Source organism: Runella sp. (assembly GCF_965279615.1).
Lineage (GTDB): Bacteria > Bacteroidota > Bacteroidia > Cytophagales > Spirosomataceae > Runella.
In genome coordinates, this window is the sequence record NZ_OZ257252.1 from 1,221,254 (window position 1) to 1,246,892 (window position 25,639).

Consider the following 25,639-nt stretch of genomic DNA (forward strand, 5'->3'; position numbering starts at 1 on the left):
GATACGGTATTTATTGTTTTGTGGGGATTTTGGCACTTGCGTCTTCAAACGTTTTCTTTTTCGTTTCCAAGTCCGTTTGTGAAGTTGCTACGTCTTTTACATTTATCTCCAGGTCTTTCTTCAGATTGGCGAGTTCTTTTTCCGTTTTTTCAATGTCCTTTTTAAGACTCTCACCTTTACGGGTCAATTTGCTGTAGTTCTTTTCCGAATCTTTCATGGCTTCTTCCGCAACACGGGCATCGTCATACAGAATGGCATCTTCGGCAAATTTTTTCAGAAATGATTCCGCCTCGGCATACCCTTTGGTGCCTTGGGTCACGTACGAGCCATTGCCCAAATCCAAATAAATAAACACCTGCGAAAGCCCTTTTTTAGAACTTACCTGACTCGCCAAGTTGATGGAAGAAGAAGAAATACTGGGGATGCTGGCAGTCGATGCTCGGTATACTCCACCTCTTGAGCTGCTTACCTTGCCAAATTGCTTCAAATAATCCTCCCAATATTTTCCAAGATACTTTTCTTCGATCTTGGTCGTTACATATAAGCCTTCAAAATTTGACTTGTCGATCTCCCGCTTATCCGGCAACACCGTTTGTGCTTCACTCGAATATCCAAAAAAGCAACTTAAAGCGGCAATAAATAGTATTTTTTTCATTTTTTAACAAGTTTGAATTACGACTCTTAACAATTTATACAGTTCGACGTGAAAAACACAATTTAAGTCACAATGTTACAAATAACAATGACATTTAACCGAATTGTTCAGGGCTATTTTATTAATCGTTAGAAATTTTAGCCTACCCTCCTTATTTTTACACACTGAAGTATCGCCGTTTATCTAACCTTATGAAAAGTGAAACAAAAGAGCCAAATTAGATTTGTTAACAAAGACAAAAACCTATTTTTCCCAACCTTAAAGAAAAGAGTTGACGCCCATTTTCAAGACCTGAATCGCTCGAAAAATGCCAATAGCACGTTGGTCATTAAAACGGCGGTTCTAACGGCGATGTACTTACTTCCCTTTGCAGTTCTGTTATGGCTGCAACCTCCGTTAGGCATCAGCCTTCTCTTGTGGTTCATTATGGGACTGGGTTTGGCAGGGCTGGGAATGAGCGTAATGCACGATGCAAACCACGGGGCTTATTCAGAAAATGCCCGAACAAACTATTGGATCGGCAATATTTACCTCAACATGTTGGGTGGCTCTACGTTCAATTGGAACCTGCAACACAATGTGTTACACCACATGTATACCAATGTGGTTCACGTGGATGAAGATATCAATGATAAATTGGTCTTAAAATTTTCTCCGCATACACCCGTCAAATCCTTTCATCAGCTTCAGTGGCTCTATGCTTTTTTCTTTTACGGAATTCTGACCTTGTATTGGGTGTTGGCAAAAGACTTTATTCAATTCATTGGATTTACGGCGAGTGGCGTAAACAAAAATTCGAAAGCTCAGAATGCCATCACGTTGTTAAAAATCATTCTGTTGAAGGTCATTTATTTCACCGTCATTATTGGGGTACCTACGTTGGTATTTCATATACCGTTCGGAGAAATTGTGCTTGGATTTTTGGTGATGCACTTTGTCGGCGGTGTTATTCTTACTACGGTGTTTCAACTTGCTCACGCTGTAGAGGGCACAAGTCATCCGATTCCCAACGAAAAAGGCGTTATCGAAAACGATTGGGCCATTCATCAGTTGAATACAACCGTCAATTTTTCGCGTAATAATAAATGGTTATCGTGGTACGTAGGAGGCTTAAATTTTCAGGTAGAGCATCATCTTTTCCCAAAAATTGCGCATGTACACTATCCACACTTGGCCCCAATTGTGAAACAAACGGCGGAAGAATTTGGAATTCCATACCTTGAAAATCCTTCTTTTGGCGTAGCACTACGTTCGCACATTGCCAATCTGCATCAGCTCGGACGTCTTCCTGATCTCAATGAGGCCATTGGGTAATCCATAGGAGCTAGAGCAGATCGTTCTTAAATGCGTAGGCTACCAGTCCTGCTGTGTTTTTGGTACCGGTTTTTTCGAGCAATCTCAACCGGTGCCCTTCTACCGTACGCGGACTGACGAATAGTTTCTCGCTGATTTCGAGCGTTGACAGGCCTTCACAAAGCAACTGCAATACTTCCATTTCGCGTGGGGAGATTTGCACTTTGCTGTTGAAAAGCGGGGCGGGCGGCGTAGCCCGTGTGATCACTTTGCGGTGCAGAGCTTTAGAGACAAAATCACTGTAATAAAATCCATCCGACATAACCCGACGAATGGCATTTTCAACTTCACCCGGCTCAGAGTCTTTGAGCAAATAGCCATTGACACCTTTTTCGAGCAAGTGAATGATGAAGCGATCTTCTTCATGCATAGAAACAATGATCACTTTTACATTCGGAAATTGCACTTGAATATGTTCGGTCGTTTCTACTCCATCCATGACGGGCATTTGCAGGTCAAGCAACGCAATATCGGGCGTAACCCGAGCGAGCAGATCCAACAATTCTTTGCCGTTAGCGGCCTCACCAATCAACTCAAAATCACCGATTTGATTCAACATAGCTGTCATTCCTTTTCTGAAAAGGTTATGATCATCCGCTATTACGAGTTTAATCTTATCCATCCGATAGTTTCCTTCTTATTGTTTTCTGCTTAAGCTATTTTATTTTTTCGAGATCTGTTTTTTTTGTCTTATCAAACAAAACCAACTGCTTCAGTTCCACTACTGCACGGCACCCTTTGTGAGGAGCAGTTTCATACTGTATCTTTCCACTGATAATACGCAATCGCCCCTCAATGCTGTCCAGACCCAGTCCGGGCGAAGGGCGGGATTGTACCTCTTCCAACTTAAACCCAAGCCCGTTGTCTTCAACCACTAATCCAAACGTTTGGGGGGGAAGCGACAATTGTACATGAACGTTGGTGCCTCCCGAGTGCTTGAGCGCATTATTGATGAGTTCCTGCGCTACCCGATACAACATCAATTCTACCTTCGGTTCCAGGCGGGTATTTTCATCGCCCGAGTATCCAAACGTGATACGAACCGCATTACTGCTGTTGCTTTTTGCCGCAAACTCCTGCAATGCCGCCGGAAGTCCGAAACGCTCCAATGTTGTAGGCACCAGTTCTCGGCTGATCCGCCGTACGTGGCTGATGGTTTCATCCATAGCTTCCCGTACTTGTTGGGCCAATCGCTCAGCCTGTTCCTTGGAACCTAATTGTCCATACAACGCATTGAATGTCAACTTTGTAACCGACAACAAAGCACCAATGTCATCGTGCAGATCCTGAGCAATTCGTCGACGTTCAGCCTCAGTTGAGGCCATAGAAACCTCCAGAAGCTTGCGTTGAAATTCAGCTTCCATGTCTTTGACACGCATTTTCTGTTCAATCTGTTTGCGCTGATAATACATCACAAACAATACAATGAACATTGCCATAATAAGCATGATGCCCGTCCCGATAATAATGACATAGGGAGATTCCATAACCGGGCTGAATGACTGTATATGACCCACTCAAAAATACGCAGAAAAACTCGCGGTGCTTTATTTTTTTAGTTAACGGCATAAAAAAACCGAGCAAATGGCTCGGTATAAGAAAATGGCACAAAAACGTCGGTGCGTTTTTACACCCTACGAGCATTGAAACATGCTTAAGGGTTACAAAATCCCGGGCAAGGCATGGGATCTCCTCCCGCTCCACCATCGCCATCTTCGCTCGTACGGGCATTGGTGGCGGCAACGGGAATGTCTTTTCCGTCTTTGTCAATGCCCACAAATACCAGTGAATTTTTGCCGTCCTTATCCTTGGCAAAATAAAATCGCAAACCTACCACTCCTTTTTGGTCCATGAGTTTTTCAATAACATCTTTTCCAAATGCCACGCCTTTGATTTCATCAGGGCTGTTTTTTTGAAAAGATGCCATTCGGACTTTTGCTTCCTTAAAAGGAATAATACCCCCAAGGCTCGCCGCTACGCGTTGCTCTTCGGCGGTCATTCTAGCCGCAGCATTCTTTTCTTGGGCAGTTAATACTGTTTTTTGGGGGTCAACATTTCCTTCGCGGTCTTTTTGGCAGGCAAAAACAAAAGCCGCGAGGCTAAAGGCAATAAGAATTTTTTTCATAAATGAGAATTGTTTTAAGTAAAGGGTAAAATATTTGATACAATATATAAAAATAATGTATCAAATATTTCATACCACGCCTTTTAGTATAGCAAAAATATTAAATAGTTTTAGCAGGTTTCATATACCAAATGGAAAAACAAAGAAAAATACTGAAAACAATTGATAGTATGGCATCAATCATCCAATATTGTTGCCTTAACTCTATCGTACTGTTAAAAGTTATTTCGATAAAAATATATGAAAAAATAGTGCCGGCATAGTAAAATAATGCACCGGCACTAAACCAAAACAAAGGATAGCTGGTTAAATTCGGTACATTAAGGCTTTTTAGAAGTTGGTACAAATAAAAAAGAATAAATACAATCGCTATAAAGCCTGAAACATTGTAAGAAAACTGATTAAAATCCCTTGTTCTGATATTAATAAGCGTATTATAATCCAGAAAAGCCGTACATATAACAACCAAAATGCCCCCAACTGCTAAAAATTTAAAATTGCTGTTCTTAATAACAAGTTTATAAATGATAGCAATCAGAATAAATTCCAGTAGATTATGCCAGTTATAGATGTAAATATTATATACTCCCATTTGATTCATTATAAGAGTAGCAATATTTCTCAGCAAAGTTAAGAATACATAAAAGCCTATTAACTTATAAATGTTCGTTTGAAAATAACTCCTCCTGACTATTCCAAAAACAGTCGGCATAATTATACTTAAATCGGCAAAATATGCCAGAAATGAAGCAATCATAAAATCTTATGGATTACAAAATCCGGGGCATGGCAATCCTCCTCCTGCTCCGCCTTTCCCGCCATCGCCGTCTTTCTCGCCCGACGCTTTTTTGATGGGTTTGAACTGAAAATCTTTTCCGTCGCCTTTTTCATCAATTTTTACAGGAACCAGAAACAGGCGACGCATCATGGTTTTTCCTTCAGGGTGGATTTCGCCGCCGGTTTCAGGAGCCACACCGTAATAAATACGTATGCCATCGCAGTCGGTAGCCAGGAGTTGTTCCAGTATCTCACGGCTGAAGTATTCTCCCTGTCTGTTTTGCTCCGGATCTTTTGGTTCATAAGGCAGTGGCTGATGAGCTCTTTTAAATTCGGCGCGATACTTATCTATTTCGGCTTTTGAAAAAAAACTTCCTGCATTCTTAGGTAAGCGGGACTTAAACTCACTTTGCATTGTGGTGAAGGATTAAAAAGGGTTGAACAATGTTGCAAGCTAAGAAAGCAAGCGTGGATAAGCAAACCGTTGAATAATTGTAGAAAGTAAATTTACCTTTTTTGAAAAACACGTATTTCTACGCTAAAATATTCCATTCGCAGGCACGACATTTGTATCGGGTTTGGTTGAATCAGCATCTCAATGGTGCAAGATTTTTTCTCATAGGTTAGGTTAGGAAGAAAAAGCCGGAGGCAGCTGCCTCCGGCTTTTTTATTTTTTTATCAAAAAATTACTTGAAGATATTTGGCATTTGCTGATAAGCGTGTTCATTTGTACCGAAGACCTTTGCAACTAATGCTAAAATAACCCAAATAATGAACAATAAAGCACTTTTTACCCTATTGGTATGTTTTCTATTCACATTTCTCACCCCTTCCTCTTACGCCCAATTATTCAACCCCATTCGAACAGGGGTTGATATAGGCGCGGCATGGAAGGAAAAAGCATGGAGCATTGGGTTTCTTTACAATCAATATTTAAAAATAGACCGCAAAGGAATCTTTCAAGTAGGCTGGGGAATTCGAGGTTCTCATCTGAGAACCAATACATTAGATTACACCACAGCGCCTTCTGATCTTACTAAGGGCAAGACCGGATTAGCTGTTAATGCTCCTGCAATCTTAAAAAATATAGATACACTTCAGATACGAACGGCTATTACTTCTTTTAATTTAAACGTTGGAGCGCAGATTTCCCTGTTTAACAGACTTGATATTGGAGCAAACGCAGATATTTTGGGGCTTGCTTTCGGAACACGCCGTTCCGGTTTTTATCTGGGCTCTACAGGTTTCAGTAAAGTAGACTCCTTGAATCTCCACAAAACAAATCAGGCAGCACGCCCTACCGGCCTCAGTGTTGAGCTTCCCGGTGATCATGTTAAAGGCACCCTAAATTCTGAATTGTTTGCCCGTTTACGCTTTACAGAACGTGTTGCCATTAAAGTAAGTTACCTATTTGCAGTGAGTGAATACAAAACCGACAATATGCTTGTGGCAGATAATCGTCGCTTTCGTTTGCGCTCAAAAATGTGGTATGTCGGTCTTAGCTTTCCAATCAATCGTTGACCTTTTTTACATAACTCATTAAATTTCAATCTGTTACGAAAAAATTTTCAACTCCGCTCAGTACTTAGTAATCATAAAAGCGAATGGCCTTAAATCCGTTGATTTAAAGCCATTCACTTTTATGATTTAGGGGCATGGATTGAGGTCAATACGCTTTCAAACTCAAGTCAAGGCTTTTTATCTGGTGCGTAAGCGCACCGCACGATATGTAATCTACACCCGTTTCTGCTACCGCACGAATTGTATCTTCACGAATACCACCGGAGGCTTCAGTAGGATACTTCCCTCCTACTCTTTCCACCGCTGTGCGCAGGTTTTCCAAGCTGAAATTATCAAGCATTACGCGTTGAATTTGTCCAACCCGCAAAGCTTCGTCCAATTCGGCAAGGCTTCTTACTTCAATTTCAATCTGCAATTTCCGTCCTGTACGACGCAGATATTCATTGGCCTGCGTAATGGCCGCTTCAATTCCACCGGCATAATCTACGTGATTATCTTTGATCAAGATCATATCGTATAATGCATAACGGTGATTTACCGCGCCTCCGATCCGTACGGCCATCTTCTCAAAAATCCGAAAATTAGGGGTTGTTTTACGGGTATCAAGCAGTTTTGTCGGCAGTCCTTCCAACAGATTTACCAACGAACGCGTATAAGTTGCAATACCGCTCATGCGTTGCATCGTGTTGAGTACCAAGCGCTCAGCTTTTAAAATTGCCTGTGCATCACCGCTCACGGTCAATACAATGTCGCCTTTTTTAATGGCTTGCCCATCTTCAATCAGAATCTCTACATTCAACAGTGGATCAACCTCTTCAAAAATAATTTTGGCAACGTCAACACCTGCTGCGATGCCATCTTCTTTGACAAGCAATCGGGCACGGCGTTCGGCATCACGAGGGATGGTAGAAAGAGATGTGTGGTCGCCGTCACCAACATCTTCCGAAATTGCTAAACGAATGTAATCACGAATATCCATGCCGCAAGATAGGTTTTTGTTTACGATACCCCAAACCATTCCAACGATCTATCTACTTTTCGTCTGCTCCTGTGAAATTATTCCTTATTAAAAATGTCCATTTTTTTCTACACCAATCGGGCAAAAATGGGCAAAATAATTCCCTGTTTATTTTCGGACAATTTTCCGAATTTTAGGTTCCTGAAAATTATTGATAAAAAATCTCTTCTAACCGATTGGAGCATTGATGTTTGTTAAACTCAATAAAGTTATTTTTTTTCTTAAATAAATAAAACTTATTACAATCCCCATAATTCCAACTCTTTGGCGTAGTTTTTTTAGAATTATTATAATCAAACTCCAAAATTGTAACCCATGAATTCTCAAAAACCACATATTGTGGGGGCATTGCAGGCGGTATCTGTCATTACCAACAGCTGGGCGCAAAGTATTCGATTTTATACCGAAGCGTTGGGTTACAGAATCATTGAGCGTGGCGAATTAACCCATATCCAAAAAAATACCTTTGGACGGCACCTGGGCAAATATGCTTTGCTGGGTTACGATGAAGGTTCTGTCGTGCGCCTGATCGAAACAAGTAACATTGGAGCATTACCCAATCGTATCGGCGCTCATCCGTGGGACAATGGCCTTGCGGTGATGGAAGCCTGCACGGCAGATGTTGAACGAGCGTATTGGAAAGTATTACGCGCGCGATTCGGGGCCATTGCCTCTCCGGGCGAATTCGACTTTGAATCCTTTGGAAACCAGACCAATAGTGCCGTAAAAAGTGTAGCTTTTATTGGACCTTCGGGTGAACAGTTATTTGTCACCGAAACCAATGATTGTGTGGAACGCTGCGAAGGAATCAACGCTCCCAGTACCGCCGTTATTTCGGTGACTACGCACGAGTTACAATCTATGTATGCTGAAGTACTTGGTTCGGTTCCTATCAACGATTTTCGGATCAGGCCATTAGGCAAAACCACTTTATTGGGTGCGCCGGCCGAGGCGGGCTTTGAGATGTGCCTTATGGGCTATGATACGCACAGTGTCGGACTCGAACAGCATATTTATTCTGATTATGCAGGAGATACTTTTCAAACATATCCATGTGATTTCTTAAAAACGGGCGTCGCTTCTGCCTGTTGGCAGGGACAGGATCTGTCAATGCTCCGTTATAAACTTCAGGAAGCAAACTGGGAGATATTGAGTGAGGTTGGCCTTCCTATTCGGGGAAATCCGGAACCGGAGGCAGTGGTGTTTCAAGGTCCTGTCGGGGAAATTCTGGAGCTATTGGCTTAATTTCAGAAGGCAGCAATGAAGGCCGGGACTTAGAATTGCTTAGAGAACACCGTAATCGAATAAATCAATATCAACCATCTTTTTCATGAAAAAAATAAACCTTTTAGTAGTGCTCGCATCCGTTTTTGGATTGTCATCCTGCGATGCCATTGCCGGAATTTTCAAAGCCGGATTTAATGTCGGCGTTTTTGTAGTTCTGTTGGTAATAGTTCTGGTCATTGTCGGAGCCTTTAAAATGTTTGGCGGCGGCAACAAGAGCTAATAAAAAAGCTGTCAATGGCTTTTTTGGAGAATTTGTGACTTTCTTTCAGCTATACGCGTCCAATTGCCATTGACAGACTCATTCCGTTATTTTCCGCCTCATGGCTTTTACTTCCGCATCTCGTTGCTTGGTTTGCAAACGTTTTTCTTTGGAGGCTGCCGTTGGTTTTGAGGCCTTCCGAGGCTTTGGTTTTTCAAAACTCTTTTTGATCAGGGCGTTAAATTTTTCAATCACCTTGTCTTTATTCGCCAATTGCGACCGTTCGGTTTGGTGATACAGCACTAATATTCCTTCGTTAGTAAGTTTATTGGTGAGTTTTTCGAGCAAGATCGCTTTTTCTTCTTCCGACAACAGCGCCGAATTGGCCACATCAAAGCGCAACTCTACTTTTGTTTCTACTTTATTTACATTTTGCCCGCCTTTCCCGCCACTGCGAGCGGTTTGAAATTGAAGTTCGGGATGGAGAATTTCAGGATTAATCATATTTTTATGTGCTAACTCTACTTATCTTTGTCTAAAATAAGAATACATTATGAGCAGTGTACAATTTGTTACAGACGATAAGGGAAAAAAAACGGGTGTTTTTTTAACCATGAAACAATATCAAAAATTAATGCTTGAATTAGAGGAATTGGAAGAAATCAAAGCATATGACCGTGCTAAAAAAAATGCGGGTCAAAAAAGAACCTTTGAGAGTTTTATCAAGGAACTAGAAACTCCTTAATCATATATTTCGCGGCGGTGTCCGATTTCTATTACCTGCACAACAAGTTTTTTATCAAAGATCTCGTAAATCACGCGATAATCACCCATTCGAATCCGATACGCCTCTCTTCCCTTTAACTTTTTATATCCAAAAGGTCTGGGTTCTTCTCCCAATAACTTAATAGCCTGACGCAGGCTATTCCAATGTTGACGATCAATTTTTCTGAATTGCCTTTCTGCATATTGGGTAATTTCAACTTCATATTTCGGCATACCTGCTTAGATTTGCCGAAAGTTCTTAAAGAAATTGCAGGGGTGCAAATTCAATGAATGCATTTCACTATTTATTCTCCTAAAAAACATTCCAAAAGCGCACCTTCAATACGCTTAATACGATGCGTTTGGCGGTCGAGGGGCACCCAAACGCTCTTGGCTTTGACCAACAGTTGATTATCCAAGGCCCGATATATCTCGTAATGCCTGTCCCACGTGGCGGCGGTGTATTGACCCACCCATGTTTTGATGTGGAGCGTATCGCCCATCACCGCCTGCCGCAGATAATCTATTTCATGGCGTCGAACCATCCAAATCACTTCATTCAGCAGTTGCTCTGAGGCCGCATGTTGCCAGTGAGCCGTGGCTACTTCCTGCACATATTGAAGATATACCGCGTTATTGACGTGATTGAGTTCATCAATGTCCCTTTCTGAAACAACAATCGTATGAGAATAAGCGGAGTTGAGTGACATTTTCAGCTTTGTTCGATCTGTTTTCTATCCTTTCAGTTTTTCTCTTAACTGCAACATTTCATCACGATAACGCGCCGCTTCCAGAAAGTTAAGTTCTTTGGCCGCAGTTTCCATTTTACGCTGCGTTTCGGCGATAAGTTTCTCAATCTCAGGTTTACCCAAATACTGAATAACAGGGTCGGCGGCAATGCGAATATCTTCCGGTTCTACATAGTAGCGCTTACTGCCGCCTTTAGAATCTGCCACAGATGTCTGCTCCATGATAGCTTCCCGACTCTTAAAGATCGTTTTCGGGGTGATGCCGTGTTCTTCATTGTATTCCATTTGAATGGCCCGGCGACGGTTCGTTTCATCAATGGCTTTCTGCATGGAACCCGTCATTCGGTCGGCATACATCAACACTTTGCCGTTTTCATTCCTTGCCGCGCGACCAATGGTTTGGATCAACGAACGAATATCACGCAAAAATCCTTCTTTGTCGGCATCCATGATGGCCACCAATGACACCTCAGGCAAGTCAAGCCCTTCGCGCAGGAGGTTTACACCCACCAACACATCAAACGCTCCCAGTCGAAGATCCCGCAATATCTCAACCCGGTCGAGGGTTTTGACATCCGAGTGAATATAGCGCCCTTTGATGCCTACCCGTTCTAAATACTTGCTGAGTTCTTCAGCCATCCGTTTGGTGAGCGTCGTTACAAGCACACGTTCCTGACGCTTGATACGTTTATCTATTTCTTCAAGCAAGTCATCGATCTGATTGATGCTTGGTCGTACTTCGATCTCAGGATCAAGCAATCCCGTTGGACGAATGATCTGTTCTACTACCACGCCATCTGTTCGGCGCAATTCATAATCGGCGGGTGTTGCACTGACAAAAACCGATTGTCCGGCCAATTCTTCAAACTCCTGAAAGGTAAGCGGGCGATTGTCCAAAGCACTTGGCAGGCGAAAGCCAAAATCAACCAATGATTCCTTGCGCGAACGGTCTCCACCCCACATGGCCCTGATCTGAGGCATGGTCACGTGGCTTTCATCCACGACAAGCAGGAAATCATCCGGAAAATAATCGATCAAACAAAAAGGGCGTTCGCCGGGCTTGCGACGATCAAAGTAACGTGAGTAATTCTCAATCCCTGAACAATACCCAAGTTCTCGCATCATTTCCATGTCAAACTCGGTTCGCTCCCGAATCCGTTGCGCTTCCATGTGTCTGCCGTCCAATTCAAAATAACGGATCTGCGCCACCAAGTCATCCTGTATTTCATTAATGGCATTGAGCAACACATCTCGCCCCGTTACAAATAAGTTGGCGGGGAAAATTGCCACCATTTTTTCGGACGAGATTTTCTTTCCATTATCAGGTTTTATGCGTTGCACTTCTTCTATTTCGTCACCAAAAAAAATGACCCGATACGCAAAATCTGCATAACTGGGGTAAATATCAACGGTATCACCTTTTACTCGAAAATTACCTCTCGAAAACTCGGCCTCGGAACGACTGTAAAGAATCTCAACCAATCGAAATAAAAACTGATTCCGACTGATGGTGTCACCCACACTTACCCGCAGAATACTTTTTCGATATTCTTCGGGATTACCCGCACCGTAAATACAGGAAACCGACGCCACAACCAACACATCACGCCGTCCCGACATCAACGAAGAAACCGTTGAAAGACGTAACTTGTCGATCTCCTGGTTGATGGCCATGTCCTTTTCAATGTACGTGTTTGTGGTGGAAATATACGCCTCAGGCTGATAATAGTCATAATAACTAATAAAGTACTCCACGGCATTTTCCGGAAAAAACTGCTTGAACTCTCCGTACAGCTGAGCTGCAAGGGTTTTGTTATGGCTCAACACCAAGGTAGGCCGATCCAGTTGCGCCACTACATTGGCAACCGTAAAGGTTTTGCCCGAACCCGTCACTCCTAAAAGCGTTTGAGCACGTTCTCCCTCGCGTATTCCTTCTACTAATTGGGCAATTGCCTGGGGTTGGTCTCCCGTTGGTTGATATTCAGAAGTTAGTTTGAATGACATAAGAAGGCTGTTAAGTCCATAATTGACAACAAATGAACCTGTTTTAAAAGTTCGTTCCAATTACTGCCTCCTATAAAAAAACATGGCCTCACTTCAAAGAAGTGAGGCTAATGCCAAATTACCCTACTCTATTATATTATGCAAGTGATAATACAACTACTATGCCAAACTGTGAAATCCATCGAAAATTTAAGCAAATTATATGTTTGATTAAATTTTAGCCACTCCTACAAACGTCTGACAATCATCAATAGAATACCGTTTCAGGTAGCATTTCAATGAAATTTGGCATTTAAAGCCCAAAAGTATTTTTTCATCGGTCGAGGTTGTGTTGCCTTTATTCCAAAGAAATCTATGCTTTTTATCGGTTTTTGCTATCCGGGTACCAGTTATAAAAATGGCTTAATTTTCCGTCAAGGCACTATTTTTTTCTAAGAATCACCACTTTTTGGCCTTATATTTAGTTATATACATGTATTCTTTTTCAACAGAGGTAATAAAGACAAAAAATGTCAAAAACAGTTCTAATTACGGGAGGCACGGGTATGATAGGAACACGCCTTACCGCACTTTTATTGGAAAAAGGGTATGAAGTCTCCTACCTTAGCCGTAAGAAAAAAAATATTCCCAATGTTAAGGTCTATACATGGGACGTTGCCAAAGGAATCATTGAGGAAGAAGCCCTCGCAAAAGCTGATTATCTTATCCATCTTGCCGGTGCCGGAATTGCAGACGGGCGATGGACCAACGAACGAAAACAGGAGATCATTACAAGCCGTACGCAAAGCATTGAGCTCATTGCCAGACATTTGCAGGGACGACCTTATAAATTAAAAGCCTTTGTATCTTCCTCGGGCATTGGGTTTTACGGGGCCAATACAGGAGATACCAAGCTAACGGAAGAAACGCGGTCAGGAACCGACTTTTTAGCCCATGTAACCCGTTCCTGGGAGAATGCCTCCGAACTTATTCACAACGTTGGCATCAGAACAACAAAGTTGCGCACGGGTGTGGTGCTGAGTATGGAAGGAGGAGCGCTTCCCAAAATTGCAATGCCTATTCGGTGGGGAGTAGGTTCACCACTCGGCAGCGGCAAGCAATGGCTTTCGTGGATTCATATTGAAGACTTATGTGCTATGTATATTGAGGCGCTTGAAAACGAGAAATGGAGCGGGATCTATAACGCAGTAGCACCGACGCCGGTAACAAACGAAGAATTAACACGTCAAATAGCAGGCATACTGAAAAAGCCCTTATGGCTTCCTAATGTACCTTCTTTTGCATTACGATTGGTTTTTGGGCAATTGGCAGACACGGTATTAGGCAGTAATTTTGTGGTCAATCATCGGATTGCCAAGGCAACAAACTTTACGTACTCGTTCAAATCCGTCTCAGAGGCATTGCAGGATTTACTTAAATCCCAAAAAGGCCATGATTCGTAGTGCTGTTTTGAAATGTTTTTTTAACTTTGACAAATCAATGTTACCCTATTTCCCGTGCAATTGTAGTTCCAGACACAATGATTGAGCATTTATTGACTAAATATTCCAACCGTTTTGTATCACGACATTTGATATTAGCCATTGATATAGTCGTAGTCATTGTCTCCTTTGTAATTGCATGTACCCTACGATTCAATCTCAAAGTATCTGAGGTCAATTGGCCGCTTTATAAATATCATCTCTTGGTCCTGTTGGTCAACAGAATCATTTTCTTTCTCTTTTTTCGATCCTATACCGGTATCGTTCGACATACAAGCATCGAAGATACCTCCCTTATTTTTAAAGCCATCTCGACAAGCAGCGTACTGACATTGGTGTTTTCCATCGCTTTATCCCGCTCTACTGACAATAACCTGTTTTACATTCCTATTTCGATCCTTGGCATTGAGTATTTCATCTCACTTTTTCTGATGACAGCCAGTCGTTTATTAGTAAAAAATATCTATAAAATACTCATTATCAACGCCCCCGGAGAGAAAGTAAATGTACTCATCTACGGTGCCGGTGAGTTAGGGATTTTAATTAAGAACACCTTACTCCGTAATCGCCATAAAAAATACAATATTCTCGGGTTCATTGATGACAATCCTTCCTTAAGTTTTAAGACGCTCGAAGGAGTGGTTGTCTATCCTGAAACAGAAGCTGTCAGTCAGTTTATTGAAGGCAGCAGCCCGGAAGACATTGAAGTCATTCTGGCCATAAAAGACATTAAACCTCATCGCAAAAATCAAATCATCGAGCGTTTTTTAAAGAAGGATATCGTCGTCAAAGTGGCTCCCTCCATCTATGACCGACTCGGCAATGAGGAATTAAAAACCGAAGAAATACGAAATATTCGCATTGAAGACCTGCTTGAGCGCGACCCCATTCAAATTGATAACCAAAACATCAGTCGTCAATTGGCGGGAAGTGTGGCATTGGTAACGGGTGCCGCCGGTTCTATCGGCAGTGAGATCATTCGTCAATTAATTTGTTTTCAACCCAAAACATTGATCTTACTCGATCAATCCGAATCGGGATTGTATGATCTGGACAATGAATTGAAACAACAATTTAAAAAATATTTAGGCGACGGAACACGCGTCATTGTAAAAGTAGCCGATGCTACCGATGAGATCAGGATGAGGCATATTTTCAGTCAATACCTCCCCCATTTTGTTTTTCACGCGGCGGCTTACAAGCACGTTCCGCTCATGGAGGATCATCCTTACGAGGCTATCAAGGTCAATGTTTTCGGGACAAAAATTCTGGCAGACTTAGCCGTTGAAATGGGCGTTAACAAGTTTGTGATGATCTCGACCGACAAAGCAGTGAATCCTACCAACGTTATGGGAGCCACCAAACGGCTGGCCGAGTTGTACGTTCAAAGCCTCAACCAACGTTTTCCCAACGATACCCGATTTATCACTACCCGTTTTGGGAATGTCTTGGGTTCCAACGGTTCCGTTGTTCCTCTTTTTCAAAAACAAATTCAGGCAGGCGGCCCCATTACGGTGACTCACCCCGATGTAATTCGTTATTTTATGACCATCCCCGAAGCCTGCCAATTGGTATTGGAAGCGGGAAGTATGGGAAAAGGCGGCGAGATCTTTGTTTTTGATATGGGCGAACCCGTTAAAATTGCTGATCTGGCCCAAAAGATGATAAAACTCTCGGGGTTACGCCTTGAAAAAGATATACAGATCATCTATACCGGCCTGCGTCCCGGCGAGAAACTGTACGAAGAACTGTTGAGCGATAAGGAACGAACCGTGGCAACCTATCACCCGAAAATTCAGATTGCCCAGGTATATTCTCCCCCTTTTACCGAGATCACTTCTTCCCTTCAGGATCTTCGTAAAGCCCTGCGCGAAGGCGATAAGACCTTAATGGTCACACATTTAAAAGCAATTGTCCCCGAATTCGTCAGCAATAATTCAATGTATGAAGAATTGGATGGGCTGGAATTCAGTTAGAAATTACCGGAGAAAGCGATTTTTCGCGGTCAATTTTCATGGTTCTTCCGCTTAATTCTTACTTTTAGCTTCAACAAGCTGAATTAATTCCGTATGAAAGTCTTCACCGTAGATCAGATACGTGCATGGGATGCTTTTACCATTGCGCATGAACCTATCCTTTCCGTCGATCTGATGGAACGCGCTTCCGTGGCATTTACTCAGTGGTTATGTGCCCGTTTTGATGACCGTCATCCTGTGGTGATTTTTTGCGGCATGGGCAACAATGGTGGCGACGGATTAGCCATTGCTCGCTTATTGATTCAGAAATGCTACAATGTTCAAGTGTATATTGTCAAACATACCGAACGGGGAAGCGCCGATTTTAGCCAAAATTTGCATCGGCTGAACTCCCTTACTTCTGTTCATTGGATTGATACAGTTCCTGAAATTCAAACTGTTTCTGCCAATGCTCTTGTGATCGAGGCGTTATTAGGCTCCGGGCTTTCCCGTCCGGCAACAGGACTTATGGCAGAGGTGATACAAAGATTAAATAATTCAGCAGGTACCATCATTTCCGTCGACATCGCTGCCGGGCTTTTCACCGATGCTCCCAATGCTCCTGAGGATATTATTATCAAACCTGCATTTACGGTTTCTTTTCAATCACCTAAATTAGCTTTTTTTCAACCCCAATGCGGTGAATTTGTGGGAGATTGGGACATTGTTCCTATTGGGCTTTCGGAAGAATATGCGGCACAAACGCCGACTCCTTATTTTTACACATCGCCTTCGACGGTTTTTCCGTTTGCAAAAGCACGAAAGAAATATTCCCATAAAGGCTCTTTCGGTCATGCTTTATTAATTGGAGGCAGTTATGGAAAAATGGGGTCAATTGTATTGTCTGCCAAGGCATGTCTGCGCTCAGGCGCAGGGCTTTTGACCGTGCAGGCCCCGCGTTGCGGTTATGATATTCTCCAAACGAGTTTACCGGAGGCAATGGTACTTCCCGATTGGCATTGGATGGTCAATACTACGGTGCCCGATATTGAACCATATTCAGCAATAGGAATCGGCCCGGGCTTGGGGCAAGACCCACAAACACTTTTAATGCTTCAGGGGCTTTTAAAATCACTTACGTCTCCCGTTGTTTTGGATGCCGATGCGCTTAATTTATTAAGTAAACATCCTGATTTGCTGCAATCTGTCCCAAAGAATTCCATCTTAACGCCTCATCCTAAGGAGTTTCAGCGGTTATTGGATTACAAATGGAAAGATGATTTTGAAAAACTGAATTTGCTTCATGATTTTGCCCAAAAACACCAATTCATCGTTTGCTTAAAGGGGGCTCATACAGCCGTAGCATTGCCGGATGGTACCGTTCATTTCAATTCTACCGGAAATCCCGGAATGGCAACGGGCGGAAGCGGCGATGTGCTGACGGGAATTTTGACGGGCTTGCTCGCGCAGGGAATGGCTCCGGCCGATGCTGCAGTCTTTGGGGTATTTCAACACGGCAAAGCGGGGGATCGCGCGGCGCAGAAATGTACTCAGCCCGCCCTCATTGCTTCAGATATTATAAACGAAATGGGTTGGTAAAATTTACCAACCCATTTCGTTTTACTAAGTGATTGAGGATAATTTTCTTGAACAAATAAGCGGATGTTCTACCGGTCGGGTTGTGAGCAACCCTCCACACGAAACGTATACCCCTGTGTGGAGGGTTGCTCACAACCCGACCGTCCAGCCATAAACGCAATACTTTTCCTATAAAGCCTGAAAAACGTTCGCTCTGACTATTCCAAACTCATTTCTTCTTAATGACCACTGTATAAGGTACACACTTCGAAGGTGGGCAACTGCAATCAGATGCTTTGATCGTAAGTTCAGCTTTACAGGTTTTATCTGACGTTGCCGTTACTAAAGCATCTTGGTTAACAGGCACATTACTTACCGTAAATGAACCGTTTTGATTATCCACTACCTGTCCTAACGTACTTGTAACGGTGCCGTTGGAAATTACGGTAAATGAGTAACTTTGAACATTGGCCGCACATTTTGGCGCCTGACTTATTGCCAACGTAGGCTTCGGATCAATGGTCAGGGTTAATGCAATGCGCGAACTCGAACAGGTTGGGCCGTCAATTTTACGTGCTTCCGGATAATACGTGCCGGGCGTTGCCGGTTTGAATGACAAAGTTCCGGAAGCCAATAATGTTCCGCCGGTGGCGGCGCTGTACCAATCAGCGGTTTCTCCTGCCCCAACCACTACCGTTAAGGCCGCTGAAGTATCTCCTTCACAATACGTTTGACTGGTACCGATCGGCGGATTGATCGGTGGACAGCTACAATCAGGAGCAGCTACCTGAAGAGTGGTTTTACACTGGGTCGTGGCAGATGTGGCTGTAATTAAAACACTTTGCCCTGCCGGAATATCGCTGACGGTAAACACTCCGCCGCCATTGGCAGTCACGGTATATGGCACTGCCGTAACGGTACCGTTTGACACCACTTTTACCGAGTAGAACTGCAAGTCAATGGCACAAGAGCGTTCTGATATTTCCAGAATCGGTTTAGAGGTATCGGCCGCAACGGTCACAAAGGCTGAACCTTTGCATCCGTTCAATGCATTGGTTACCTGTACGGTGTATGTTCCGCCAACACTTATGGCAAAACTTGCGACATTGCCCGGATTGGTCACCCCTTGCGGAACCGTCCACACATACACAGGATTGGCACCGCCATTTTTAACAGTCGCCGTCAGAGTTTGGCTCGGTGCAGCGCAGGTTATGTTTACAGAATTTAATGTTACGGTTACCCGGTTGGTATCGGATTTCACCGTTTCACTTGCCGTGGCTTTACAACCGTTAAGCGCATTGGTTACTTCTACCGTGTACAACCCCGGCAAGGTGACAGTAGCCGTTGCACTATTGCCCGGACTGGTTGCACCTTGCGGAACCGTCCACACATAAATAGGAGAAACCCCGCCTTTTGTTACAGTTGCAGTCATGATTTGGCCGGGAGATTGGCACGTCAGCGTAATGGGATTCAGCGTTACACTTACTTTTGCAGTATCAGCCGTCACCGTGACACTTGCATTATCTTTACAACCATTGAGCGAATTTGTAACTTCTACGCTGTAAACTCCGGCCTTTGTAACAACGAGTGAATCTATATTTCCCGGGCCGGTTACTCCCTGCGGTACAGTCCACACATAGGTTGGATCGGCACCGCCATTGATGACCGAAGCCTTTAAAACATGGCTTGGCGATGCACAGGTCAGTGTAATCGGAGTTAATGAAATCAGTACTTTTGCAGTATCAGCTTCCACCGTTACGCTTGCATCTTCGAAACATCCACCGGCGGAGTTAGTAACCACGACGGTATACACTCCCTCTTTGGTAACAGCGAATGATTTAACATTGCCCGGAGCGGTAACTCCCTGCGGTACAGTCCACGCGTAAACCGGATTTGCGCCGGCATCGGTAACAGCAGCCGTCAAGGTTTGACTTGGCGACGCGCAGGTTAACGTAATCGGGTTTAAACTTACGGTTGGTTTTTGTTTATCTTCCGTAACAACGGCGGTATCAGAAACGGTACAACCATTGGCTGTTTTGGTAACGACCACTGAATACGTCCCTGCGGCAGAGACGGTAACGGTCTTTGTAGTCTTTCCGTTGGCATTGGCACCGGTCCAAAGATACGTTACGCCCGTAGAACCATTCGCCGTTAAGACAAGACTCGTTTTCAGACACGTTAAGACCGCATCATCGATCGTGACCGTTGGCTTGCTCTTATCTTCCGTCACTATCACTGTATCTTTTGCAATACATCCATTGCCGGGATTCGTAACGGTCAAAATATACGTTCCGGCTACAGTTACAGTTGGTGTGGCTGAAGTTACGTTAGGAGTAAATACTGCACCCACAGGACCGACCCAGCTAAAGGCTGCCCCGGCAGTTGAGCTGCTGCCGCTGAGTTGAATGCTCGTTTGGGCACAGGTCAACACTTTATCAGCGCTGGCATTTACAGTTGGTTTTACTTTATTTTCAATAACAATTGCCGTATCACTGGCCGTACAGTTATTATCCGGATTAACGACGGTTACGGTGTATACACCGACCAGCGTTGCGGTAATTGAAGGAGTAGTTGCGGTAAAATTGCCGGGTCCCGTCCACGCAAATGTTACGCCCGGCGGAGCGGCCTGCGCATTGATAGATACGGATGAATTGGTACACGTAATAGCACCTCCCGTAGCCGCCACCGTAGGACGAGCCACATCTTTGGTCACAACCGCCGTATCGGTAGCCGTACATTTACTTACTGTATTTGTTACTGTTACGGTGTAGATACCTTCAGAGGATACCGAGACATTTTGAGAAGTTTGCCCGTTTATTCCCGTGCCGCTCCATGCATACGTTACGCCGGCCGATGCATTGGCATTGATGGCTAAATTTAAGGTTGAACACGTAAGTTCTCCCCCGGTTATGACGACAGTAGGTTGCGTTTTGTTCTCTGTTACCACTACTGTGTCTTTTGCGGTACAGCCATTGGCCGGATTGGTAACCGTCAAAATGTATTGACCTACCACCGATACTGCCGGAGTTGCTGAGGTGTTATTAGGCGTAAATGTGGCACCGCCGGGCCCGGACCAACTAAAGGTTGCGCCGGCAGTTGAGCTGCTGCCGTTTAATTGAATGCTCGTTGCGACACAATTCAATACCTTATCAAGTCCTGCATTTACGTTGGGTGGTGTTTTATTCTCGGTTACTTCCACAACATCGGTTGCGGTACAACCATTTGTACCCGTTACCGTCAGCATGTAAGTTCCTGCTACCGAAACCGTTGGCACTGCTGAGGTACTGCTTGGGGTAAACGTCGCACCGGCCGGCCCGGTCCATTTATAGGTAACCCCTGCCGTTGAGCTGCTTCCGTTCAGTTGTACGCTCGTTGTGGTACAGGTCACTACTTTGTTGGTTCCTGCGTCTGCATTTGGGGTAGAGGTATAGGAGGTAACTTTGGCCGTATCGGTTGCAGAACAGGTTACTCCGGCTTTGGTTACGGAATAAGTAACTGTGTACGTTCCGGCAGCAGATACTGTTGGATTGGCTACCGTATTGTTGGGCGTAAACGTTGCCCCCGCAGGGCCGGCCCAACTATACGCCGTAGTGGTGCCGGCAGTTGGAGTAATGCTGCCAACTGCGGTAATTTGCCGAGACGGAGCGGCGCAGTTTACAATACCTCCCGTAGCTGAAACAGAGGGTTTTATCACGTCCACTTTATAACTTACAAAAGGTTGGCAAGTCGATGTGGCACCCTTCAAAAGAGCATATACATAATAGGATTTTACCTGCCCGTTAACCGCCGGAAAATTATTCGATGTTTTTGAAGCGGAACCGCTACTGATCGCCGATGCTCCCAAAGATGTCTTTCCATTACCGGTTGCGGTATAAGGGTTGGCAACTGATGCATCAAACCGTACCCACTCCAATGTTACGGGTGACAAAGCGGTTGTTTTTGCCGAGAAAGTTACATTTGTACCCGAACATATCGTCTTCGTATCAATTGGATTTGCGTCCGTAACGGTCGGACATGTAATTTTCAAACATGCCATGTCGATCTTAATGTAATCCCCCGTGGCCGTTCCTTCCACCTGCACATACGAAGCATTTGCCGGTGCATTGGCGTTCAATGTATAATATTGGGTACGCGGGTAAGGCCCGGAATCCACATCTTTATTAATTTCCACTTCTACGGTACTACCACCGATAACGACGTCGGCAGAAGTATAAAATTTAAGTCTTACAAAGTGGCTTAATGACGGCTCATGGGTACCGGCCCAGAAAGAAAGCGATACCGCACTTCCCGGTGTTACGTTGACATTCTGATAAAAGCGTGCATTCGATGTTGTTGCTTCTAAATAGGCATTTTTAGCTCCGCATATCTGATAGCCGGTCCCATTGTAAAAATTCCCTCCCGAGGCGGTCCAACCCGTTACTTCGTCTTCGAAACTTCCGTTTATAAGCGCATTGTCAGGACAATCGCAGGAAGCGGCACACGTAACCTGTACGTTCAGGGCAGAGGTATAAGCTGTTCCGGTACTATAATACGTGATGCCATTATAGACTACTTCAGCCCTGACAGAGACTCCCGAAAGAGAGTTTGCCGTCATAGTGTAGGTACCGCTTGAATTGGTTACAGGACTTCCAAGCAATGTATTATTACTTTGGCGATATACCTTCACCGTTACACCGCTTAATCCTTCTCCGCTGTCATAGACGTTGTCCCCGTCTTTATCGCAAAAAATACGCCCGCCTATATCCGTGGCAAAAGCAAAATGAGAAAATGATAAAAACAGTACTCCCAACAGGCAGCGCAGGAGTGAGTGTGATAGTTTAAAAGGTGTTGTTTTCTTGCCTTTTAAGGTAGGGGAAAGCATAAAATAGGCCATAGGGCATACATTTTTAAATGAATACAGAGTAGGAAATTAGAAATTGTATTAGAGGGATTTACCGCCTTTTTTGGATTTATGGACGGTAAACGGAATACACAGATCAGGTAAACAGCAGTTGGTACCGGCCAAAATGATAATGGGGCAACAACCTTGCGCAGGACACGTATTTTGGGCAGCGGTAAAGGTGTATGTTCCCGGTTCGGAGGCTAAAAACACATTGCCTACCGCAATTACCGCCGGTTGTCCGTCTTTATACCATTTTACATCCTGATAACTTCCCGGAACTGAAACCTGAATGGCTTCTCCCGTACATACTTCCAACGGAACACTGATACATTTACGGTCAAGGTCATCTTCTGATTCATCGCCGTTGCAGGGAGTGGAGTCTAGGTCTTTTTCGGTCATGCCGCAGATTTCGGCTGTGTTGAACCATACCCCCTGAGCAATTACTTTGACCACCAATTGCAGTACGGCGGTATCGCCCGGCGCTAAATCGCCAAGGGTCCAAATTTTTGTTGCAGCATTATAATTTCCTGTCGCTGAAGCATAGGTTACATACTGAACGCCCGCATTTAAAGTATCTTTTACGGAAACATTGGTCGCTTTGGCATCGCCTTCATTCCATACTTTAATGGTGTATGTAATGTTGTCTCCCACTTTCGGGATTTTAGTACTAACCGATTTTTTCAATGCCACATCATAGACTCCGTTACACGGTTTGAAAGAAGGAACAGGAGCCGCCAGTACCGAAGCACATCCATTGGCATCTTTTACAATGATATAATGATTACCGGTCGTGCTGATTTTCAAGGCAGTTATCTGCCCTCCGCCCTGTATAGTTGTTAAGGTCTGACTCACATTTCCCGGAATAGGCCCGTTTCCGATGGTTGCGAAAGACCCTGCCACGTACACCGTAAAATTGCCGGCAGATGTTATTTTCAAATTCACTGTATATGTGGTATCACCCGTACAGGCCGGAATGGAGTCCAATTCAAATTTGGGAAGCGGCAAAACTGTATACACTTTTTCCGCAAAAGGGAAGCAGTTGGGAGAACCTGTCGGCGGCGTTTTAAAGATTGCATACACATAATATTTTATGGGAGCGCCGGTTGTATTGGCAGGTAATTGCAATCCCGGCTGGCCGTTGGGCACTCCAACTGTTGAGCTAAACGGTTTTATTTCTTCGATGAGCGTTCCTCCCAAATACATGCCGGTGCCTGTTTGCGGGGTTGTGAAATAAACAAATCGCACGATCTTGGATGTATCCGATACATTTACCATGATGGGGTCACCATAATAGCCCGAGCACAACGTATCGGTCGCTTTTGTAATAGTAATGGTGGGACAATCACTTACGCAGCTTGGAGCGGTGATGGTGGTATCTTTCGAGCAACCGTTTAAGGTAGCGGTCAACACCAAATTTTGTCCTGCTGTAATGCCCGAAACAATATATGGGCCGCTACCGGTCACATTGAGGCCATTCGGTGTTTTCACACCTACGGTCCCGGTCGAACTGGTTGTTACTGAATAAGTTGTATTTCCTGCACTACATGTTGCGCTTACTGCGCTGAAAGAAGGTACCTGTTTGACAGTAGCCGTTACTTTTACGCCCGAACTTTTACAGGCAGGTTTGGCATCGCTGACACAGGCAACGTAATAATCAGTTGTTTGGGTCAAAGTCGGAGTTGTAAAACCGGCACCCGAACCTACTTCAGCGGTCAAACCAAGATTACTGTACCATTTGGCCGTCGTTCCCGCAGCACAACCCGAACCGGAAAGTGCTACTGTGCCGCCTCCGCATACACTGCTGCTTGTCGCGGTTGGAGCTGCTATTTGCGGACAGGTACAATCGGGCTTGGTTACGGTCAATTTTGTTTTACACCCAGCCAACGTCGCCGTGATCGTGTATTGGGTGGTATCGCTGCCAACGGTAACGATAAAGGAAGTACCGCTTCCGGTTACAATTCCGGCGTTGGATGTAACGACCGCTCCGTTGGTGACAGTGACGGTTGTGGCATACGTTAAATTATTGGGAGCGCAAACGGAAGTAACCAATGTCAGCACGGATGTTGATTTTACCGGTACCGTTACCGTGTCTTTTACCGAACATTTGTTCTGCACAGAAGTGACCGTTACGTAATAATCGGTCGTTTGGTCGGGCGAAACTTTGATCTGCGGGGTCGTCTCTCCCGTACTCCACAAATAGGTAAAGTCAACGGCATTGGTGTAACCGAAAGTAAGTTCTGCGCCGGGACAAATGGGGGTAAGAGTGATGTCAGGAAGGCTAACGGATGTTTTTTGTACCCGTATGGTATCAGTGCAGGTTTGTCCGTTTGTTAATACAAAACGATAAAAACCATTTTTCGCAATTCCGCTTACATTTCCCTGATTATCAATGCTTGCCGTTGCGGTATTGCCGGGCGTATTCGGGTCATTAAAAGATAGAAAAGACCACGTTTCGCCGGCACCCGCCGCATTGAGTTTGACCGAATTCCCGCAGATCAGGGTATCTTTTCCGGCATTAGGTTTTGGTAACACTGCTACCTTGATCGTATCGTTCGACACACAACCTGTTGATTGAGAAGTGACTTTAACGGTATAATCCGTTGTCTGTACAGGAGCCACCGTAACGGTAGGAGTGCTTACACCCGTACTCCACAGGTATGTAACACCCGAAAGTCCCTGATAACCGAACGTCAGAATTTCGCCCGGACAAATGGACTTATCGGAAATGGCAGAAATGATAAAATTAGCTCTTGTGATCGTAACAGTATCGCTACACGCATCATCCTGCGTTTGCTTCAATACAAATTTATATTGTCCGGTCACGCTCAGGCCCGAAGCAAGTCCGGAGGCGGTAACAGAGGCCGTCGTTGAATTGTTAGATGAAAGAAAGGTCCATGTTTCGCCTTGTGCAGGTGCCACTAATTGAATGACCGCACGGCAAATGGTCGAGTCTTTACCGGCATTGGGTTTTGTGCATGCATTGGAAACGGATTTCAGCGGAGAGGAAGCCTTGTTCTGTCCACTGCTCATCATAGAAGACGATGCGGGAGAGGTTTCTTCGGTAGTTGTTCCGGGGAGCTTTAAAGTCTTATAAAGGGTAGTTTTAGGTGTTGAAACAGTGTTTGCAGCAACTGTAGTTTCTTCAAAATTACCTTTCAGGTATATTAATTCGTCATTTATATTGAGTTCATTATCAGCATTTTTCTGAAAAATATCAACACGAAGGGCTTCGGATAACAATGGATCTCGGGCCATTGTCTTCATTGAAAATAGGCAACTGCCCAAGAAGA

Annotated in this window: 21 protein-coding genes; 8 read left to right on the forward strand and 13 right to left on the reverse strand. The window is 44.2% G+C overall.

Features of this window, described 5'->3' with window-relative positions; all coding sequences use genetic code 11:
* Positions 1-10 precede the first annotated feature (10 nt).
* Positions 11-655, reverse strand: coding sequence for a hypothetical protein (locus ACQY73_RS05520; protein ID WP_428662594.1), 645 nt, complete (start codon positions 653-655; stop codon positions 11-13).
* A gap of 198 nt (positions 656-853) precedes the next feature.
* Between ACQY73_RS05520 and ACQY73_RS05525 the strand changes: the two genes are divergently transcribed.
* Positions 854-1,969, forward strand: coding sequence for a fatty acid desaturase family protein (locus ACQY73_RS05525; RefSeq protein WP_428662597.1), 1,116 nt, complete (start codon positions 854-856; stop codon positions 1,967-1,969).
* 10 nt (positions 1,970-1,979) lie between these two features.
* Here ACQY73_RS05525 and ACQY73_RS05530 read toward each other — a convergent pair whose 3' ends face one another.
* From ACQY73_RS05530 to ACQY73_RS05550, 5 genes are all read right to left on the reverse strand, one after another.
* A complete protein-coding gene (locus tag ACQY73_RS05530; RefSeq protein WP_428662600.1) occupies positions 1,980-2,630 on the reverse strand; it encodes a response regulator in 651 nt (216 codons plus the stop codon).
* A 34-nt stretch (positions 2,631-2,664) separates the two neighbouring features.
* Complete coding sequence (locus ACQY73_RS05535) at positions 2,665-3,495, reverse strand: sensor histidine kinase (protein WP_428662603.1); 831 nt, start codon at positions 3,493-3,495, stop codon at positions 2,665-2,667.
* A gap of 167 nt (positions 3,496-3,662) precedes the next feature.
* Complete coding sequence (locus ACQY73_RS05540) at positions 3,663-4,133, reverse strand: hypothetical protein (protein WP_428662606.1); 471 nt, start codon at positions 4,131-4,133, stop codon at positions 3,663-3,665.
* A gap of 100 nt (positions 4,134-4,233) precedes the next feature.
* The gene (locus ACQY73_RS05545; RefSeq protein ID WP_428662608.1) at positions 4,234-4,890 is read right to left on the reverse strand and encodes a hypothetical protein; all 657 of its coding nucleotides are present in this window, start codon (positions 4,888-4,890) and stop codon (positions 4,234-4,236) included.
* A gap of 6 nt (positions 4,891-4,896) precedes the next feature.
* Positions 4,897-5,325: a hypothetical protein gene (locus tag ACQY73_RS05550; protein WP_428662611.1), complete on the reverse strand. Its 429-nt coding sequence runs from the start codon at positions 5,323-5,325 to the stop codon at positions 4,897-4,899.
* Between the two features lie 356 nt (positions 5,326-5,681).
* Between ACQY73_RS05550 and ACQY73_RS05555 the strand changes: the two genes are divergently transcribed.
* Positions 5,682-6,431: a hypothetical protein gene (locus ACQY73_RS05555; protein WP_428662613.1), complete on the forward strand. Its 750-nt coding sequence runs from the start codon at positions 5,682-5,684 to the stop codon at positions 6,429-6,431.
* Between the two features lie 145 nt (positions 6,432-6,576).
* Here the strand turns inward: ACQY73_RS05555 and nadC are convergent, their stop codons facing one another.
* A complete protein-coding gene (gene nadC, locus ACQY73_RS05560) occupies positions 6,577-7,410 on the reverse strand; it encodes a carboxylating nicotinate-nucleotide diphosphorylase (protein WP_428662615.1) in 834 nt (277 codons plus the stop codon).
* A 354-nt stretch (positions 7,411-7,764) separates the two neighbouring features.
* Between nadC and ACQY73_RS05565 the strand changes: the two genes are divergently transcribed.
* Positions 7,765-8,694 (forward strand): VOC family protein, encoded by a 930-nt coding sequence (locus ACQY73_RS05565; RefSeq protein WP_428662617.1) that lies wholly within the window; start codon positions 7,765-7,767, stop codon positions 8,692-8,694.
* Between the two features lie 85 nt (positions 8,695-8,779).
* Positions 8,780-8,956, forward strand: a complete 177-nt coding sequence (locus ACQY73_RS05570) for a hypothetical protein (protein ID WP_428662620.1) — start codon at positions 8,780-8,782, stop codon at positions 8,954-8,956.
* Between the two features lie 78 nt (positions 8,957-9,034).
* Here ACQY73_RS05570 and arfB read toward each other — a convergent pair whose 3' ends face one another.
* Positions 9,035-9,439 (reverse strand): alternative ribosome rescue aminoacyl-tRNA hydrolase ArfB, encoded by a 405-nt coding sequence (gene arfB / locus ACQY73_RS05575; protein WP_428662623.1) that lies wholly within the window; start codon positions 9,437-9,439, stop codon positions 9,035-9,037.
* Between the two features lie 49 nt (positions 9,440-9,488).
* Between arfB and ACQY73_RS05580 the strand changes: the two genes are divergently transcribed.
* Positions 9,489-9,680, forward strand: coding sequence for a hypothetical protein (locus ACQY73_RS05580; RefSeq protein ID WP_428662626.1), 192 nt, complete (start codon positions 9,489-9,491; stop codon positions 9,678-9,680).
* Here ACQY73_RS05580 and ACQY73_RS05585 read toward each other — a convergent pair.
* The 3 genes from ACQY73_RS05585 to uvrB form a co-directional block, all read right to left on the reverse strand.
* Positions 9,677-9,934 carry a type II toxin-antitoxin system RelE family toxin gene (locus ACQY73_RS05585; RefSeq protein WP_428662629.1) on the reverse strand — a complete coding sequence of 86 codons (258 nt, stop codon included), beginning with the start codon at positions 9,932-9,934 and terminating at the stop codon, positions 9,677-9,679. The two genes, ACQY73_RS05580 and ACQY73_RS05585, sit on opposite strands and share 4 nt — an antisense overlap.
* A 71-nt stretch (positions 9,935-10,005) precedes the next feature.
* Positions 10,006-10,410, reverse strand: coding sequence for an acyl-CoA thioesterase (locus ACQY73_RS05590; protein WP_428662631.1), 405 nt, complete (start codon positions 10,408-10,410; stop codon positions 10,006-10,008).
* Between the two features lie 24 nt (positions 10,411-10,434).
* Positions 10,435-12,453: an excinuclease ABC subunit UvrB gene (gene uvrB, locus ACQY73_RS05595; protein WP_428662634.1), complete on the reverse strand. Its 2,019-nt coding sequence runs from the start codon at positions 12,451-12,453 to the stop codon at positions 10,435-10,437.
* A gap of 509 nt (positions 12,454-12,962) precedes the next feature.
* Between uvrB and ACQY73_RS05600 the strand changes: the two genes are divergently transcribed.
* The 3 genes from ACQY73_RS05600 (at position 12,963) to ACQY73_RS05610 (ending at position 17,488) form a co-directional block, all read left to right on the forward strand.
* The gene (locus ACQY73_RS05600) at positions 12,963-13,895 is read left to right on the forward strand and encodes a TIGR01777 family oxidoreductase (protein ID WP_428662637.1); all 933 of its coding nucleotides are present in this window, start codon (positions 12,963-12,965) and stop codon (positions 13,893-13,895) included.
* Between the two features lie 77 nt (positions 13,896-13,972).
* Complete coding sequence (locus ACQY73_RS05605; RefSeq protein ID WP_428662640.1) at positions 13,973-15,910, forward strand: polysaccharide biosynthesis protein; 1,938 nt, start codon at positions 13,973-13,975, stop codon at positions 15,908-15,910.
* 93 nt (positions 15,911-16,003) lie between these two features.
* Positions 16,004-17,488, forward strand: coding sequence for an NAD(P)H-hydrate dehydratase (locus tag ACQY73_RS05610; RefSeq protein ID WP_428662643.1), 1,485 nt, complete (start codon positions 16,004-16,006; stop codon positions 17,486-17,488).
* Positions 17,489-17,696: 208 nt separating this feature from the next.
* On the opposite strand, the gene ACQY73_RS05615 is transcribed toward ACQY73_RS05610, so the two are convergent.
* Complete coding sequence (locus ACQY73_RS05615; protein ID WP_428662646.1) at positions 17,697-22,340, reverse strand: hypothetical protein; 4,644 nt, start codon at positions 22,338-22,340, stop codon at positions 17,697-17,699.
* Between the two features lie 48 nt (positions 22,341-22,388).
* The gene (locus ACQY73_RS05620; RefSeq protein ID WP_428662649.1) at positions 22,389-25,613 is read right to left on the reverse strand and encodes a hypothetical protein; all 3,225 of its coding nucleotides are present in this window, start codon (positions 25,611-25,613) and stop codon (positions 22,389-22,391) included.
* Positions 25,614-25,639 lie beyond the last annotated feature (26 nt).

Bases quoted from the DNA above. Each gene is read 5' to 3' on its own strand.
- ACQY73_RS05600 (WP_428662637.1), top strand. From the start codon at position 12,963: ATGTCAAAAACAGTTCTAATTACGGGAGGCACGGGTATGATAGGAACA.
- arfB (WP_428662623.1), bottom strand. From the start codon at position 9,439: ATGATTAATCCTGAAATTCTCCATCCCGAACTTCAATTTCAAACCGCT.
- ACQY73_RS05565 (WP_428662617.1), top strand. From the start codon at position 7,765: ATGAATTCTCAAAAACCACATATTGTGGGGGCATTGCAGGCGGTATCT.
- ACQY73_RS05590 (WP_428662631.1), bottom strand. From the start codon at position 10,410: ATGTCACTCAACTCCGCTTATTCTCATACGATTGTTGTTTCAGAAAGG.
- ACQY73_RS05615 (WP_428662646.1), bottom strand. From the start codon at position 22,340: ATGGCCTATTTTATGCTTTCCCCTACCTTAAAAGGCAAGAAAACAACA.
- ACQY73_RS05520 (WP_428662594.1), bottom strand. From the start codon at position 655: ATGAAAAAAATACTATTTATTGCCGCTTTAAGTTGCTTTTTTGGATAT.
- ACQY73_RS05570 (WP_428662620.1), top strand. From the start codon at position 8,780: ATGAAAAAAATAAACCTTTTAGTAGTGCTCGCATCCGTTTTTGGATTG.
- ACQY73_RS05545 (WP_428662608.1), bottom strand. From the start codon at position 4,890: ATGATTGCTTCATTTCTGGCATATTTTGCCGATTTAAGTATAATTATG.
- ACQY73_RS05585 (WP_428662629.1), bottom strand. From the start codon at position 9,934: ATGCCGAAATATGAAGTTGAAATTACCCAATATGCAGAAAGGCAATTC.
- ACQY73_RS05555 (WP_428662613.1), top strand. From the start codon at position 5,682: ATGAACAATAAAGCACTTTTTACCCTATTGGTATGTTTTCTATTCACA.
- uvrB (WP_428662634.1), bottom strand. From the start codon at position 12,453: ATGTCATTCAAACTAACTTCTGAATATCAACCAACGGGAGACCAACCC.
- ACQY73_RS05550 (WP_428662611.1), bottom strand. From the start codon at position 5,325: ATGCAAAGTGAGTTTAAGTCCCGCTTACCTAAGAATGCAGGAAGTTTT.
- ACQY73_RS05530 (WP_428662600.1), bottom strand. From the start codon at position 2,630: ATGGATAAGATTAAACTCGTAATAGCGGATGATCATAACCTTTTCAGA.
- ACQY73_RS05605 (WP_428662640.1), top strand. From the start codon at position 13,973: ATGATTGAGCATTTATTGACTAAATATTCCAACCGTTTTGTATCACGA.
- ACQY73_RS05535 (WP_428662603.1), bottom strand. From the start codon at position 3,495: ATGGAATCTCCCTATGTCATTATTATCGGGACGGGCATCATGCTTATT.
- ACQY73_RS05620 (WP_428662649.1), bottom strand. From the start codon at position 25,613: ATGAAGACAATGGCCCGAGATCCATTGTTATCCGAAGCCCTTCGTGTT.
- ACQY73_RS05610 (WP_428662643.1), top strand. From the start codon at position 16,004: ATGAAAGTCTTCACCGTAGATCAGATACGTGCATGGGATGCTTTTACC.
- nadC (WP_428662615.1), bottom strand. From the start codon at position 7,410: ATGGATATTCGTGATTACATTCGTTTAGCAATTTCGGAAGATGTTGGT.
- ACQY73_RS05540 (WP_428662606.1), bottom strand. From the start codon at position 4,133: ATGAAAAAAATTCTTATTGCCTTTAGCCTCGCGGCTTTTGTTTTTGCC.
- ACQY73_RS05580 (WP_428662626.1), top strand. From the start codon at position 9,489: ATGAGCAGTGTACAATTTGTTACAGACGATAAGGGAAAAAAAACGGGT.